This is a genomic window from Paenibacillus sp. BAC0078, assembly GCF_054483875.1.
In genome coordinates this window covers 116,152-132,213 of record NZ_JBTLRW010000010.1, presented here as the reverse complement: position 1 = coordinate 132,213, position 16,062 = coordinate 116,152, and the positions used below count along the sequence as shown (strand labels likewise).

The following is a 16,062-nucleotide window of genomic DNA, read 5'->3' as shown; positions in this document are numbered from 1 at the left end:
GCGCGGCGGGCTTTTCTTTTACCGTCTCTAATATTTGTGTTAAAATAGGAAGAATGAGAAATAATACGCATATCTTTAAGAAGAAATGACATAGCGTATAGCCAAGAAATTTTATACTTTAAGAAAGAACAGGTGCTGATTTTGATGAAACCTTTAATATATGATTTATCTCTGGAAGAGTTGCAGCAGTGGGCTAAGGACAACGGAGAGCCTGCTTTTCGCGGCGGGCAGATTTTCGACTGGCTGTATGTAAAACGCGTTAATGATTTTGAGTCCATGAGCAACTTGTCCAAAGCGTTGCGCGCCAAGCTGAATGAGCAGTTCAGAATTACGGCATTGACCGAGATTACCAAGCTGGAGTCCAAGGATGGCACTGTGAAATTCCTGTTCGGTCTGCATGATGATCATGCGATTGAGACAGTTATCATGAAGCACAATTATGGCAACAGCGTCTGCGTAACGACGCAGGTGGGCTGCCGGATTGGCTGCACCTTCTGTGCCTCTACGCTTGGAGGACTTAAGCGCGACCTGACAGCCGGCGAGATTGTGGCCCAGGTTGTCCGCTCCCAGCAGATCCTCGATGCGCGCGGCGAACGCGTCAGCAGCATTGTCATCATGGGGACAGGCGAGCCTTTTGAGAACTATGATGCGACGATGAGATTTTTGCGTCTGATGATCCATGAGAAGGGCCTGAATATCGGTCAGCGGCATATTACAGTCTCCACCAGCGGGATTGTGCCAAGCATCTATAAATTTGCCGATGAAGACACCCAGATCAATCTGGCGATCTCCATTCATGCGCCCAATGATGCGCTGCGCTCCAAGCTGATGCCGGTCAACCGGCGTTATCCTTTTGATGATGTTATCGAGTCTCTGCGTTATTATCAGGCCAAGACCGGCCGGCGCATCACCTTCGAATATGCGCTGATTGGCGGCGTCAATGATCAGAAGGAGCACGCGGAGGAGCTTGCCGGAGTGCTTAAGACCATGCTCTGCCACGTCAACCTGATTCCGGTCAATCATGTGCCGGAGCGCAAATATGTACGAACTTCCCGCAATGATATTTTTGAATTTCAGCGTGTTCTGGCCGATCATGGCGTGAATGTAACCATCCGCCGTGAGCAGGGCCATGATATTGCGGCCGCATGCGGACAGCTGCGCGCCAAACACATGGAGTTGGGGTGAGGATATTTGATCAGAACAGTTCATGCCAGCGACATTGGCCGGGTACGTACCGTCAATGAGGATTCGGTCTGGATCGGCGTAACACGCCACGGTTATACCCTCGGCATTATCGCCGATGGAATGGGCGGACATTTGGCTGGCGACACCGCGAGCCGTCTTGCTCTGGAGACAATGAAGAATGCCCTGGACGGGCTCTTGCCTGATCTTCCGGAGGAAAGCTTACGCGAAGCGTTGTCTGCCGCTATTTTGGAAGCTAACAGCACGGTCTACCAAGAGGCTTCAAGTGACGAGAAGTACCATAACATGGGAACAACTGTCGTTGCCGCGCTGCTGAAGGGTCCGGCGGGATATATCGGCCATATCGGAGACAGCAGAGCCTACTTGATTAAGGACGGTGCAGCAATTCAGTTAACCGAGGACCATACGCTGGTCAATGAGCTGTTCAAGAGCGGACAGATCAGCCTTGAGGAGCTTGACAATCATCCGCGCCGCAATGTGCTCACAAGAGCGCTTGGGACGGATGCCGAGGTTGTGGCGGATTTGGCTCCTGTTAACCTGGCACTTGGAGAACTTTTGCTGCTATGCAGCGATGGACTGAGCAATTTCGTCAGCTTGGAGCATTTGGGCAAGGTTGCAGGAATCCTCGAAATACCGCTAGAGGAAAGAGCGGACCGATTACTTCAACTGGCATTGCTTGCCGGTGGCGGCGATAATATCAGCGTCGCTATGTTAGAACATCAAGGAGAGGCCGCAGTGCCCGAAACAAAGGAGTGGGGTAGATGATCGGTCACGAATTGGGCGGCCGTTACCAAGTCATCGAACGGATCGGGGGAGGTGGCATGGCGCTCGTCTATCGGGCACATGACATACTGCTTAACCGGAACGTCGCTATTAAAGTATTGCGCAACCAGTTTGTGCATGATGAGGAGTTCATCCGCCGCTTTCGGCGGGAGGCGCAGTCCGCTGCATCATTATCGCATCCGAATGTGGTCAGTATATACGATGTGGGACAAGAAGATGAAATTCATTATATTGTTATGGAATATGTCGAAGGCAAGAATTTGAATGAGATTATAAAAGAGCGGGCTCCGCTGCAGGTTGACGAATCCATCCGCATTGCTTCCCAAATCTGTGACGCACTTGATCATGCGCATCAGAATCAGATTATCCACCGCGACATCAAGCCGCATAATATTCTGATTGGCCGCAATGGCAGGGTGAAAGTGACGGACTTCGGGATTGCCCGGGCTGTCACCTCTACAACCATTACACAGACAGGCTCAGTGGTGGGGTCGGTTCATTATTTCTCGCCGGAACATGCCAAAGGGGTTACTACAGGGGAAAAGTCGGATCTGTATTCTCTAGGTATCGTACTCTATCAGATGCTGACTGGAGTACTTCCTTTTCTGGGCGAAAGCCCGATCAGTGTTGCCTTGAAGCATCTTCAGGAGGAGTTTGAGGAGCCGCGCCTGCTGAATCCGCTGATTCCGCAAAGCGTTGAGAATGTCATATTAAGATCCATGCGTAAAAATCCGGACGAGCGTTACCAATCGGCCAAAGAAATGCTCCATGATCTGGAGACCTGCCTGCTGCCGGAACGGCGGAGTGAGGCCAAAGCCATGTTCAATGACGATGATGACGAGGATCGAACGCGAATTATTCCGGCAATCAAGCCGCTGCAGCGCGGACTCGGCAGTCGCAGCGGCGGCGGGGGAGATGACAGAGGCTGGCGCGAAGAGGAAGCTGCGTCATCGGGTTCCGGTAAGGCAAAGCGGGGACGTCCTGTGCTGTGGGTGAGTCTCACACTGATCATCCTGCTGGCTATGGGCGGTGTGGTATGGTATGTGAACGCCAAGCTTGCTGTTAATGAAGTGGCTGTTCCAAGCCTGACGAGCAAATCTTTTGAGGACGCCAAAACTGCCCTTTCTGAAGTCGGACTTATCGCGGAGGAGCCTCCGCTGCAAGAATACAATCCGAATTTCGAGCCTAACATCGTATGGAAGCAAAGTAAGAATCCTAATACTATGGTCAAAGAAGGCACACATATCACTCTTACTGTAAGCACCGCCAAAGTACTGCCCAAAATGCCCGAGCTTTCTACCAAAACCTATGATGATGCAGTGAAGGAGCTGATCGCGGCGGGGGTAGAGCAAGGCCGGATCAGTCAGGACCAGCGCTTCAGCGAGGATTATCCTGAAGGTCAGGTTATCAGCTCGGAGCCTGCTGCCGGCAGCGATTATGATCCCGAGACGGCGACCATCAAGCTGATTGTCAGCCAGGGGAAAGAGACTACGCCGATACCGGATCTCGTCGGCTCGACCCAGAAAGAGGCCCAAGCCAAGCTGGAGGAAGCAGGACTTGTGCTGGGTGAAATCAAAGAAGAATCCAGCTTTACTGTTGATAAAGGCAAGGTAATGGAGCAATGGCCTTATGAGAAGGGTGATACGGCTTCACCGGGCGAGAAAATTAATATTACGGTAAGCACAGGTTACCCGCCTGAGGCATTGGAGTATACATTCAATGTACCGGTCACTCCTTCAAGCAAGGGCAAGAAGACCAAAATCCGCATTATCTATGCTGACGCACGCAAGGATGGCGAGAACCAGGAATGGGGAACACGTACGATTGCGAAGAGCCAGATGTTGTCGGTGAACTTGCTGCTCGCCCCTAATAAGGACGGTTCCATTTCCGTGTACCAGGATGGGGAATTCATCGCAACCTATACGATTAAATATGCGGATGCCAAAAACGGTACTGTGCCGCAACCTGAGCTCCCGGCCGATCCTACGCCTGTACCAACACAGGCGCCTACTGATACTCCGGTTACCAGCGAACCGACCATTGAACCGGAGATTTTGCCTCCAAGCACGGATAATGGAGGGAATACAGGGTCGGCGAACCAGACAGGTTTTGTGACAACCAATGCTAAGGACAAGGGAAAAAAGAAAGACAACTAAAAGATAAAAGCGGCAGCCGATCCTGAAGTTTCTCCAAGGCAAGGCTGCAGCAGCAGAATGACCCGGGTACCTTGCAGGCTTGGGTCATTTGTGCAATATCAGGAGAGGAAGGCTCATTATGTATGCCTGAGGGTATTATTGTCAAAGCATTAAGCGGATATTACTACGTTAAGCCGCTCCATGAAGGATCAATCGCAGCAGAGGAAGAAGCTGTGCAGTGCCGGGGACGGGGAATACTTAAGAAAAAGGGAATCACGCCACTGGTTGGCGACCGGATTATTTATGTTCTGACCGAGAACGGGGAAGGCATGGTCGATGAAATCCTCCCCCGGGAATCCGAGCTGATCCGTCCGCCGGTTGCCAATGTCAAGCTGGCTGTGCTGCTCTTCTCTGTACGCGAGCCGGACATGAATCTGAATCTGCTGGATAAGTTTCTGGTGCACATTGAGCATTCCGGCCTGAATACGCTGATCGTGCTCACGAAGCAGGACCTGGCCGATGACGAGGGCGAAGCTACTGCGCAGGTCAAAGCACTTTATGAGCGTATTGGGTATGAAGTGCTGGTGACGAGTTCCCTTACGGGCGAGGGCAGCGATGAGCTGCGTAAACGTCTCGCGGGGGGCATCAGCGTCTTCTCGGGCCAATCCGGTGTCGGCAAGTCAACGCTGCTGAACCGTCTTGTCCCCGGCCTTGAGCTGGAGACAGGAGAGATCAGCCTGCGCCTGGGCCGTGGACGCCATACCACCCGCCACGTGGAACTGATGGACATTGGCGAAGGCGGATTTGTGGCGGATACTCCAGGCTTCAGCCAGTTGGACTTTCTGGAGCTGGGTGTTGAGGAGCTGTCCACCTGCTTCCGGGAGTTTGCCCCTTATGCTGAACAATGTAAATTCCGCGGATGCAGCCACCTGCATGAGCCGGGCTGCCGTGTTATTGAAGCTTTTCAGGCAGGCGACATCGCCAGCAGCCGTTATGAGCATTACAAGCTGTTTTACAATGAAATGAAAGATAAAAAGCGGAGGTACTAACATTATGATTACAATCGCACCATCAATATTGTCAGCCGATTTTGCCGCACTTGGCGCAGAGGTTGCAGAAGCCCAGGCCAGTGGCGGAGACTGGATCCATGTTGACGTCATGGACGGCCATTTTGTGCCGAATATTACTCTTGGACCAGCGATTGTAAAAGCAGTGAAGGGACACACCTCATTGCCGCTGGATGTTCATTTGATGATCGAGAACCCGGAACGTTATATTGCCGAATTTGCAGCCGCAGGAGCCAGTGTGATTACGGTACATGCCGAGGCTTGTGTCCATTTGCACCGCGTGGTGCATCAGATCAAGGAGCTGGGTATCATGGCAGGTGTAGCGATCAACCCGGGTACTCCGGCGCTGGCTGTCCGCGAGGTGCTGGAGGATGTGGATTTGGTGCTGGTGATGACGGTTAACCCGGGCTTCGGCGGCCAGTCCTTCATTCCGGGTACCCTGCGGAAGATTAGCCAAATCCGCGAATGGGCCAAGGGAGTGAATCATACGGATTTACGCATTGAAGTTGACGGCGGTATCGCTGAGGATACGGCTCCGCTGGTTGCAGCGGCAGGCGCCGACGTGCTGGTGGCCGGGAATGCCGTCTTTGGACGCAGTGACCGCGCGGCAGCGATTAAGGCCATTCGGGAAGCTGCCGAGGCAGCACTCCGTTAATCCTTAACCTGCTTAGACTAAAGGTATAGGCCAAGTTATGAGCGCATAAACATGGTTACATGAGCAGAAATCTCATGTAGCCTTTTTTTGTTCAACAAGGGAGGTCTGCAGTTCGTTACGAAAGGCCGAGAGCCGGGAAAGTCTCCTACCGTACGGCATGAATTGATTGGAGGGTTAAGGATGAAATTTTACACGTTCAAGCTGCCAAAATTTTTGGGAGGTTTTGTTAAGGCGATTTTGAATACTTTTCAGAAAAACTGAGGCTGAATCTGAACAGAAAACATGAAAAAAAGCACCTTACGAATGTAAAGGGTGCTTTTTGCTACATATGAGATATCGTTGGGTCTAGGATAATCCAAGACTAAACGCGTTCAACTTTACCGGCTTTCAAAGCACGGGTGCTGACGTATACGCGTTTCGGTTTACCGTTCACGAGGATACGGACCTTCTGAACGTTAACTCCCCAAGAACGACGGTTGCGGTTGTTAGCATGGGATACATGGTTACCGCTGCCTGGTTTCTTGCCAGTTACAGAACATTTGCGGGACATAGATTACACCTCCTTGATTACTTACACCTGCATAAAACAATACTTAAATATAATATCACAGCAAAAATTGCTTCGTCAACCGCTTCAAAAACATTTATTTCTTTAGTCTCTTATAGTACAATATAGATTAGTGTATTATGTCCAGTTAATCCTAGAATTGATTAGGCATAAAGTTAGGAAGGGGAATTCTCATTGAGTAAGCGTTCTATAAACGGGACAGATTTTACCGCAATGGTACTCGCCGGAGCGGAAAAGCTGCAGCAGCATGCGGAGCACGTCAATTCCCTTAATGTTTTTCCGGTTCCGGATGGTGATACGGGAACAAACATGAATTTGACGATGACCGCAGGCGCGAACGAATTGAAGAAAAATAATACGGCCTCTGTCGGCCAATGTGCAGGAGTATTGTCCAAGGGTCTCCTGATGGGCGCCCGGGGGAACTCCGGTGTTATTTTGTCACAACTGTTCAGAGGGCTAGGACGGTACGCAGCCCAATATGATGAACTCAATGCGCAGCAGTTCGCAGCAGCGCTGCAGACCGGTGTGGATACGGCCTATAAAGCGGTGGTGAAGCCGGTAGAGGGCACGATTCTTACCGTTGCCAAAGAAGCGGCCAGACATGCCGTCTATTATGCGCGCCGCACAACAGATGTAACTGAGCTTATGACTGAAGTCCTGGCCAAAGCCAAAGAAGCGTTAGCCAACACGCCTGAGCTTCTGCCTGTGCTTAAGCAGGTTGGGGTTGTTGACTCCGGCGGTCAGGGTTTGGTGTACATTTATGAGGGCTTTCATCAGTACTTGACGAGTGGTGGCGCAGTAGTAGCGCAGTCTGTTCAGGGACAAGCTCCAGCTCCTGCCGCAGCACCGGCAGTGGTGCTCACTAAGCATGAGAATATATTGTCCTCCGTGCAGTCTTCTGCACAATCCCAACTGTCCACGGAAGATATTGAATTTTTATATGATATGGAATTTTTCATTAACCGGTTGCTTGGCGGCGCCGTGAAAGCGGAATTTGATGAGGAAGTTTTTCGGAAAGCGTTGTCAGTAAATGGCGATTCGATTATTGTCATTTCGGATGATGAGACCATCAAGGTCCATGTCCATTCCAAAACTCCGGGCGAAGTGCTGAATCTGGCGCTGCAGTATGGCGAGATTACCCAGATCCATATTCTGAACATGCGTGAGCAGCATCGTGACCTGCTGACCGCAGGGATGGATATTGCGCCGATGCCGGATGTATTTGCGGATATTCCGAAGGAAGAGAGCAGCGTGCAGTCACCGGCGGTTCCTCCGGCGGATGATATGGCGCTATACGGATTCATTGCGGTCTCTTCTGGGGAAGGGATCTCGGATATTTTCAGAAGCCTTGGCGTAGATGCCATTCTGTCCGGCGGACAGACGATGAATCCCAGTACGGAGGATTTCGTGAACGCGATATCGTCTATTTCCGCGAAGCATGTCTACATTCTGCCTAACAATTCGAACATTGTACTTGCCGCCCAGCAGGCCAAAGAGCTGCTTGAGGGTGAACGTGAGATCACCGTTATTCCAAGCAAGAGCATTCCGCAGGGAATTGCCGCTGCGTTTGCCTTTCAGGAGGAAGATACGGTAGATGCCAATACAAGCAACATGCTTGAGGCCATTTCACTGGTAAAATCTGGGCAAATTACGAATGCGGTCCGAGATACGGTTATCGAGGATCTGGAGATCAAATCCGGCCAGTATATCGGGATTTCGAACTCCAAGATTGTCACCGCTGCGGATGATCTGCTGGCGGCAAGCCAGGCGTTGCTCTCTAATATGCTGGAGAACGGCGATGAGATTGTCACCGTGTTGACCGGGGCGGATTCGGAAGATAATGTTACCGCATCGCTTGAAAGCTGGCTGGAAGAGACCTATCCGCAGGTTGAAGTTGAGATTCATGAGGGTGGACAACCGCTGTATTATTATCTTTTCTCAGTTGAGCCTTAAGTTGAAAGGTAGGGGAAGAAATTCATGAATCGTACCGTTATCGTCACCGACAGCACTTCTGATATCCCGCCGGCCATGGCGGAAGCGTATGGCATAGAGGTTGTTCCGCTGAACTTGATGTTCGGCGGGGAGACTTTCCGGGATAATGTGGATATGACACCGGAGCAATTCTATGAGCGTCTACCCCGTGCGGCTCAACTGCCGACCACATCTCAGCCGTCGCCAGATCAATATATGAACGTATATCGTGACCTTCTGGAGCGTAACCCGGGTAGCACTATTCTATCTTTTCATATTTCTTCAGGACTTAGCGGTACCTACCAGTCTGCTGTTCTGGCTAAATCCATGCTGGAAGAGGATGGGGAGGCAATCACCGTTGTAGATTCGCTATCCGCTTCTTACGGGTTCGGATTCATGGTGGTGCAAGCGGCGAGATTGGCTGCGGAAGGCAAAGGTCCTGAGGAAATTTTACAGACAGTAGAGAGTCTGCGCCAGTCGCGCAAGCTGTATTTTCTCGTAGATACGCTGGAATATTTGCAAAAGGGAGGCAGAATCGGGAAAGCCTCAGCTTTTTTGGGTACGCTGCTTAATATTAAGCCGATTCTCTCCATTGATTCGGAAGGAATCATCTATGCGGTCGAGAAGGTGAGAGGCCGCAAGAAGGCAGTAGCCCGCATGATCGAGCTGTTCAAGAAAGATCTGCCGGGTGTGGACAAAATCAATGTGGCCGTGGGTCATACGGCTGAACCGGCTTCCGGCGAAGAGTTCCTTAGGGAGCTAGCCGGGCACTTTACCCTGGAAGAGAAAGTGCTGACTAATGTGGGACCTGTAGTAGGGAGCCATGTCGGCAACGGAACCTTAGCCGTATTTATTTGGCCCGCGTAAATAGGGGATGAACATGCTGCTATCACTCGAATCAATAGAAGTGAAACAAATAAATGGCGTGAGCGCTCAAAAGCAAAGTGAGCTTCACGCCTTTGGCGTCTTTACAGTGAAGGATCTGCTGGAGTATTATCCTTTCCGCTATGAGGATTTTCGGCCCCGCTCGCTTAGCGAGGTCAAGCATGGCGACAAGGCGACCCTGGTTGCCAAGGTCATTGGCATTCCCGTACTGCAGCGTTTCGGAGGCAAGTCGCGCTTAAGCTGCAAGATGGTGGCGGAACCGTGGATGTTCACGGCTACGTGGTTCAACCAGCATTATGTGCGGGAGCAATTGACGGTTGGCCGTGAGATTGTGCTTACCGGCAAATGGGATCAGAAGCGGAACGCCATCACCGTGACAGATTATGAATTTACGGACCGGGGGGAAGGCAAGATCGGTACGCTTCAGCCGGTCTATTCCGTTGGTGGCAAGATCACCCAATCCTGGATTCGTAAAATGATCAATCAGGGCCTTAAGCAGTACGGCGAGATGATTCCAGAAATCCTGCCGCATACGATCATGCGGAAATATGATTTCATGTCCCGCAAGCGGGCGATTGCCACGATTCATCAGCCGGAGGATACACGTGAAGGCCAGCAGGGCCGGCGTAGAATGGTGTATGAAGAGCTGTTTCTGTTCCAGCTCAAGGTGCAGGCTTTCCGTGTCCTGACCCGCGGCAGAATGGACGGTGTAGTGCATACCGTGGACAACGCGACCGTTCGCCAGTTCGTGCGCAGTTTGCCTTTTGAGCTGACGGATGCCCAGAAGCATGTTGAACTGGAGATTCTGCATGATATGCGGGCGCAGTATTGTATGAACCGTCTGCTGCAGGGCGATGTAGGCTCCGGCAAAACAGTGCTGGCGGCAATCGCGCTGTTTGCCACGGTGAGATCGGGATTTCAGGGGGCGCTGATGGTGCCCACGGAAATTCTGGCCGAGCAGCATATGCGCTCGCTCACAAAGATGTTCGAGCCGTTTGGGATTACGGTAGGCCTGTTGACAGGAAGTGTTAGTGGACGTAAGCGCAAGGATCTGCTGGCCTCGCTGCAGATGGGAATGCTCGACATTGTGGTCGGCACCCATGCCTTGATCCAGGACGACGTGTTCTTCCGTGGGCTTGGGCTGGTGGTCACCGACGAGCAGCACCGATTTGGCGTCAACCAGCGCAGCGTGCTGCGCCGCAAGGGCTACAACCCGGATGTGCTGACGATGACCGCGACTCCGATTCCGCGTACACTGGCCATTACCGTCTTCGGCGATATGGATGTATCCACGCTGTCAGAACGCCCCAAAGGGCGGGTTCCGATCACAACTTATTGGGTCAAGCCTGATCTGCTGGAGAGGGTCCTGAAGCTGGTTAGCCGCGAGATTGACCAGGGACGGCAGGCTTATCTGATCTGTCCGCTCATCGAGGAATCGGAGAAGCTGGACGTGCAGAACGCGATTGATCTGCATATTCAGATGTCGCAGGCTTTTCCAAATTACAAGGTAGGTCTGCTGCATGGCCGGATGACCCCGGCAGAAAAGGACGAGGTCATGCGCGCTTTTTACAGCAATGAATTGCAACTACTCGTATCGACAACCGTTGTTGAAGTTGGTGTCGATGTTCCGAATGCGACGCTAATGATTATTATGGATGCGGATCGCTTCGGCCTCTCCCAACTGCATCAGCTGCGCGGCCGGGTAGGCCGGGGACAATATGCCTCTTACTGTGTGCTTATAGCCGATCCGAAGTCGGAGATCGGACGGGAGAGGATGACAGCCATGACCGATACAGATGACGGCTTTGAGGTCTCGAGGCGAGATCTGGAGCTGCGTGGACCGGGGGATTTCTTCGGGACGAAGCAGAGCGGGCTGCCGGAGTTCCGGCTTGCGGATATGACCGCTGACTTCGAGGTACTGGAGATGGCCCGTGATGATGCAGCAGGGCTGCTCAGGGATGCGGCGTTCTGGACCTCCCCCGATTATGCGCCACTACGGGGTTATCTGCAGAACGAGCAGATTTTCCAGGGAGATTTAATTGATTGAACAGGCACATGCCGCTGCTGCTCCTCATATACTGTGAATGATTGGATATGATTGGAGGTGCTGTGCTTGGGTTATCAGCAATATGGAATCAGTCCGCAGCTTGTGGAACGCATCAAGCTTAAGATGAAGAATCCGGCTGTCAAAGAACGCATTAAGAATATGATTAATGGAATTTCCAAGCAGGAGCTCCAGGACACAGCGGTTGTGCGAAGACTGGTGCGCAATGCTTCGGCAGTTCTGGGTGAGAGGCTGACATCGGTGCAGGAAGACCAAATTGTAAAATTTGTTATCGCGCAAAAAATTGATCCCAGCAATACTTTTCACCTGATCAAGTTATGGGGCATGTTCCGCTGAAAGGAACCACTGCTGAAACGGACAAAACAAAAAAGCGTTCCTGCGGTATCATCGTGGGAACGCTTTTTGCTGGTGTGCCTGGTACGGGCGATAACTAGGCAGTGAAAGTCCGCTAAGGCAGTGAACGCTAGTCGCGGAAAAGGGCGGCCAGTCTTCTTCTGCCGGATCAGCAGCCTGAATGAGCTTCGGCTGTCCGAAGCCCTGATCTCCTTGCATTAATTTTTGTATGCCAGCTGTGCCCGGTTAGAGTATCCGCTGCATATGCAGCATGACTTTACTCCAATAGCCGCTATCCAGCTCGCTGATCTGAACGCCCGGATCACCCCAGGTGTGAATGAACTTGCCGTCTCCGATATAAATGCCGACATGCCCCGGGATCGCATTGTTATCAAAGCGGCCGGGAACCGTGAAGAAAATCAGGTCGCCTACGGCAAGCTCACCGCGGTTTACCCGTGTGCCAAGATTGGCCTGGTCTTTGGCCAGACGGGGCAGATTCACCCCGAATTTCTTGAAGACATGCCGGGTGAAGGAGGAGCAGTCAAACCGCTTGGTTTCTTCGTAGGGTCCTGCACCGAATTCATAAGGAACACCCAGGAACTTCTTGGCATAAGCCACCAGCTCGCTGCTGTCCGCTGCGGACAGACTTTGAATGCGCAAAGGCTTTGGTGTAGCGGTTGTCCCGGCCTTTGTATGGTCTCCACGCACAGTCGGCGAAGCAATATTGATCTCTCCAGTGCTGGGATTCCAGCCTACCTCGGTTTGCAGGAGCTTGGACAGCGCGGTCGGAGTGATATAAATTTGACCGTTTCGCCGCATGGGAGCCTCTTGCAGTTTAACCTTCCGGCCGAGGGAGAATACATGGGGGGAATTAGGACGGAGCATGTACATTACGTCTGTATATCCGATTTTGGCATACCCTCCGCTCGAAGTGTCATCTTTCATCCGGTAGCCGATGGATGCGGCCGCTGGTTTTAAGGGAATCCAATAAAGGCCGTTCTTGTCGGTGAAAGAGGATTTCTCATAGTAGCTGCCTGCATTTGAACCCGCAGGAGTTATCGAATTGACCTTTGGAGTCTGTTTTTGCTTAGTGTAGCTGCAGGCGGTACTTGATATAAGAGCTGCAGTGAGGAGGACGGCGGCAGCAATCTTTATAGGTTTGTTAGTTGTCATATGGCACGCTCCATGTTCAGAACTGTAATCTAAGTTTGCGCAGGGAGTGAATTTTTATGTGGATCGGGGGAAGGGAATGAATGTCAGCAGCAAATGATATGGAAAAATCTATGCTTCTAACAATTGTAATCTAGCAGTGATAAATCATTGACGGAAAATCATCCTTTATATAATATAGGTCTAATAGAATTGCGACATGGCTGCGGGATTCGTGAGGGCTTTTGCTTTAACGCTTTTATATATGAAAGCGATACTGCTGAGACGCTTACTCTGATGCCCGCGCTGATCCTGTAACCAGAAAAGGGGTTAATTTATGAAAACAAAGAAAATATGGTTGAGCTTGAGCCTGTGCCTGATGCTGGCCGCTACCGGCTGCGGAGCAAACAAAAATAATGACAGCGCAGCTGCGCCTTCAGCAGGTGCAAGTGCTGCAGCGGATAACGGAGGATCTGCTGACAAGAAATCTTATACCATCGCTATTTCGCAATACGTTGAGCATCCGTCATTGGACGCTACCCGGGAAGGATTCCTTGCCGCGCTCAAGGATGCCGGAATCGTCGAAGGCGAGAACCTGAAGGTCGATCTGGAGAACGCGCAAGCGGACCAGTCCAACAACCTCTCCATCGCCCAGAAGATTGCGGCGGATAAGAATGATCTGGTGCTTGGTATCGCGACACCTTCTGCCCAAGCTGTTGTACAGAATGTAAGCAAGGATACACCGGTTCTCTTCGCGGCGGTAACCGACCCGCTGGACGCGAAGATTGTAAAGGATCTGGATCACCCCGGCGGGAACGTTTCGGGAGCATCCGATACTAATCCTGAATCGATTACACGGCTGATGACGTTTATTGCCACACAGTTCCCGAATGTAAAAAAACTGGGTCTGATCATTAACGAAGGTGAACCCAATGCTGTGGTTATGGCTGACATTGCCAAGAAAGAGCTGGACAAGCATGGCATTGAGCTGGTCAAAGCAACAATCACCAATACCTCAGAGGTGAAGCAGGCGGCGGAATCGCTTGTGGGCCGGGCGGATGCCTTTTACATTACACTGGACAACTCGGTGGTAAGCGCCGTGGACACGATTATTCAAACTGCCAATGATAACAAAATTCCATTCTTCTCCGCCGACCGCGACACCGTTGAGAAGGGTGCTTTTGCTACTGTAGGGTTCAAATATTATGATCATGGCTACCAGGTGGGGCAGATGGCTGTGGAAGTGCTGAAGAATGGCAAAAACCCAGGCGATATGAAGGTTACGAAGCAGGAGAAGCTGGATCTCATCCTTAACCTGAAAGCGGCGGCTGCGCAGGGAATTAAAGTGACTGATGCCATGAAGGCTGAAGTAGTTGACCAGGCTAACAATATTATTCAATAACATATAGACACAAGCAGAAACGGCTATGCTGTCCATCAAACGACGGGATCCGTTTCAGGGAGGAAACGCCTATGTATGATTCAATACTTGGAGCCATAGAAATGGGCTTGATCTACGCTTTTATGGCTTTGGGAGTATATATTACCTTTCGTATTCTTGATTTTCCTGATTTGACTGTAGATGGAAGCTTCACGACCGGCGGAGCGATTGCCGCAATGATGATTACACATGGCTATTCGCCTTGGCTGGCAACGCTCTGTGCGCTGGCAGGCGGAATGGCGGCAGGCATGTGCACTGGACTCCTCCATACCAAGGGAAGGATCAATGGACTGCTGTCAGGTATTCTGATGATGATTGCCCTCTATTCGATTAACTTGCGGATACTCGACAACAAACCCAATGTTTCGCTTATGGGCGAGGATACCCTGTTCAGCTCTATTAATCCTCTATTGGTTATGCCCTTCGTAATGCTTGCGGTCAAACTCCTGATGGATCTGTTCCTGCGGACCGATCTGGGGTTTGCCCTGCGGGCTACCGGCGACAACACACGGATGATCCGCAGCTTTGGGGTCAATACAGATTCAACGACTATTCTTGGCATCAGCCTGGCGAACGGGATGGTGGCGCTCTCGGGAGCACTTATTGCCCAATATTCCTCATTTGCAGACTCGTCTATGGGGATTGGCATGATTGTGATCGGGCTGGCTTCGGTTATTATCGGCGAGGCGATCTTCGGAGCCGGAACTATATTCCGCGCCACTTTGGCGGTTGTACTTGGCTCGATTGTCTACCGTATCGTGGTGGCGCTGGCCCTGCGCGTGCCGTGGCTGAAGTCTTCAGATCTGAAGCTGATTACGGCAATTATCGTCATCATTGCTTTGGTCTTCCCGTCAGTACGGCGTTTCCTGAAGCAGAAGAACACGGCCCGCAAACGGAGTGCTGAGCTTGCCGAGCAGGCTTTGCGCAGCAAGAGAGGGGGCACGGCTAATGCTGAAGCTTGATAACGTGTCCAAGCTGTTCAATCCCGGCAGCCCGGATGAGAAGATCGCGCTGCTGGGAATTGATCTGGAGCTGCGTGCCGGAGATTTCGTGACGATTATCGGCAGTAATGGCGCAGGCAAGTCCACTCTGATGAATGTGATATCCGGTGTAATGAGGCCCGCCCTCGGCGAAGTGCGCATTGAAGGCAACCCCATCAGCAGCCTGCCGGAATTTCAGCGTGCCCGCTGGATCGGCCGGGTCTTTCAGGACCCGATGGCAGGGACGGCGCCGCATATGACGATTGAAGAAAATCTGGCGATGGCCTTTAAGAGAGGGCAGAGCCGGGGCTTGTCTTTTGGCGTATCCTCTGCACGCCGGACGATGTTCCGCGAACAGCTCAGCCGGCTGGGCATAGGCCTTGAGAACCGGCTGCGTGCGAAGGTGGGGCTGCTGTCCGGCGGAGAACGCCAGGCGCTCAGCCTGCTTATGGCAACCTTCACCCAGCCGCAGATTCTGCTGCTGGATGAGCATACGGCGGCACTCGATCCTTCGCGTGCCGAGCTGATTACAAGACTGACCGAGTCGATTGTCCGTGAGATGAAGCTGACGACACTGATGGTTACCCATAATATGGATCAGGCGATCCGGTTAGGCAACCGGCTGATCATGATGGATAAGGGGACCATCATTCTGGATATTGATGAGGAGCGCAAGAAGGACCTGACCGTCGAGCGCCTGCTGGGTGAATTTGAATCCATCAGCGGGCATAAGCTGGCGGATGACAGGATGATGCTGGGCTGAGGAAAACCCGGTAATTAAGGCAATACTGTGGCGAAGCCGGGGATTGCCCCAAAGAGTTAAACCA

General features: G+C 51.9%; 15 protein-coding genes. 13 read left to right on the top strand and 2 right to left on the bottom strand.

Going from position 1 to position 16,062, the window contains the following annotated elements; all coding sequences use genetic code 11:
• Positions 1-144 precede the first annotated feature (144 nt).
• From rlmN to spoVM, 6 genes are all read left to right on the top strand, one after another.
• Positions 145-1,185, top strand: a complete 1,041-nt coding sequence (gene rlmN / locus ACX1DY_RS19240) for a 23S rRNA (adenine(2503)-C(2))-methyltransferase RlmN (RefSeq protein WP_458965813.1) — start codon at positions 145-147, stop codon at positions 1,183-1,185.
• Between the two features lie 6 nt (positions 1,186-1,191).
• Positions 1,192-1,968: a Stp1/IreP family PP2C-type Ser/Thr phosphatase gene (locus tag ACX1DY_RS19235; protein WP_458965812.1), complete on the top strand. Its 777-nt coding sequence runs from the start codon at positions 1,192-1,194 to the stop codon at positions 1,966-1,968.
• Positions 1,965-4,142, top strand: a complete 2,178-nt coding sequence (gene pknB, locus ACX1DY_RS19230; protein ID WP_458965811.1) for a Stk1 family PASTA domain-containing Ser/Thr kinase — start codon at positions 1,965-1,967, stop codon at positions 4,140-4,142. Before ACX1DY_RS19235 ends, pknB begins: the two co-directional genes overlap by 4 nt.
• A 122-nt stretch (positions 4,143-4,264) precedes the next feature.
• Positions 4,265-5,170 (top strand): ribosome small subunit-dependent GTPase A, encoded by a 906-nt coding sequence (gene rsgA / locus ACX1DY_RS19225; RefSeq protein ID WP_458965810.1) that lies wholly within the window; start codon positions 4,265-4,267, stop codon positions 5,168-5,170.
• A 4-nt stretch (positions 5,171-5,174) separates the two neighbouring features.
• Complete coding sequence (gene rpe / locus ACX1DY_RS19220; protein ID WP_458965809.1) at positions 5,175-5,843, top strand: ribulose-phosphate 3-epimerase; 669 nt, start codon at positions 5,175-5,177, stop codon at positions 5,841-5,843.
• Between the two features lie 180 nt (positions 5,844-6,023).
• A complete protein-coding gene (gene spoVM / locus ACX1DY_RS19215) occupies positions 6,024-6,104 on the top strand; it encodes a stage V sporulation protein SpoVM (protein ID WP_019424875.1) in 81 nt (26 codons plus the stop codon).
• Between the two features lie 100 nt (positions 6,105-6,204).
• On the opposite strand, the gene rpmB is transcribed toward spoVM, so the two are convergent.
• Positions 6,205-6,393 (bottom strand): 50S ribosomal protein L28, encoded by a 189-nt coding sequence (gene rpmB / locus ACX1DY_RS19210; RefSeq protein ID WP_458965808.1) that lies wholly within the window; start codon positions 6,391-6,393, stop codon positions 6,205-6,207.
• Between the two features lie 192 nt (positions 6,394-6,585).
• Here rpmB and ACX1DY_RS19205 point away from each other — a divergent pair, with 192 nt between their 5' ends.
• The 4 genes from ACX1DY_RS19205 to ACX1DY_RS19190 all read left to right on the top strand — a co-directional run bounded on the left by ACX1DY_RS19205 (position 6,586) and on the right by ACX1DY_RS19190 (position 11,668).
• A complete protein-coding gene (locus tag ACX1DY_RS19205; RefSeq protein ID WP_458965807.1) occupies positions 6,586-8,364 on the top strand; it encodes a DAK2 domain-containing protein in 1,779 nt (592 codons plus the stop codon).
• A gap of 24 nt (positions 8,365-8,388) precedes the next feature.
• Positions 8,389-9,249, top strand: coding sequence for a DegV family protein (locus ACX1DY_RS19200; RefSeq protein WP_458965806.1), 861 nt, complete (start codon positions 8,389-8,391; stop codon positions 9,247-9,249).
• Between the two features lie 13 nt (positions 9,250-9,262).
• Complete coding sequence (gene recG, locus ACX1DY_RS19195; protein WP_458965805.1) at positions 9,263-11,314, top strand: ATP-dependent DNA helicase RecG; 2,052 nt, start codon at positions 9,263-9,265, stop codon at positions 11,312-11,314.
• Between the two features lie 66 nt (positions 11,315-11,380).
• Positions 11,381-11,668, top strand: coding sequence for a stage VI sporulation protein F (locus tag ACX1DY_RS19190; protein ID WP_458965804.1), 288 nt, complete (start codon positions 11,381-11,383; stop codon positions 11,666-11,668).
• A gap of 243 nt (positions 11,669-11,911) precedes the next feature.
• Here the strand turns inward: ACX1DY_RS19190 and ACX1DY_RS19185 are convergent, their stop codons facing one another.
• Entirely contained in the window at positions 11,912-12,838 is a 927-nt protein-coding gene (locus ACX1DY_RS19185; protein ID WP_458965803.1) for a C40 family peptidase, read from the bottom strand.
• Between the two features lie 313 nt (positions 12,839-13,151).
• On the opposite strand from ACX1DY_RS19185, the gene ACX1DY_RS19180 reads away from it, so the two are divergent.
• The 3 genes from ACX1DY_RS19180 (at position 13,152) to ACX1DY_RS19170 (ending at position 15,998) form a co-directional block, all read left to right on the top strand.
• Complete coding sequence (locus ACX1DY_RS19180; protein WP_458965802.1) at positions 13,152-14,216, top strand: ABC transporter substrate-binding protein; 1,065 nt, start codon at positions 13,152-13,154, stop codon at positions 14,214-14,216.
• A 71-nt stretch (positions 14,217-14,287) separates the two neighbouring features.
• Entirely contained in the window at positions 14,288-15,217 is a 930-nt protein-coding gene (locus ACX1DY_RS19175; RefSeq protein WP_458965801.1) for an ABC transporter permease, read from the top strand.
• A complete protein-coding gene (locus ACX1DY_RS19170) occupies positions 15,204-15,998 on the top strand; it encodes an ABC transporter ATP-binding protein (protein ID WP_458965800.1) in 795 nt (264 codons plus the stop codon). Before ACX1DY_RS19175 ends, ACX1DY_RS19170 begins: the two co-directional genes overlap by 14 nt.
• The last annotated feature ends 64 nt before the right edge of the window (positions 15,999-16,062 follow it).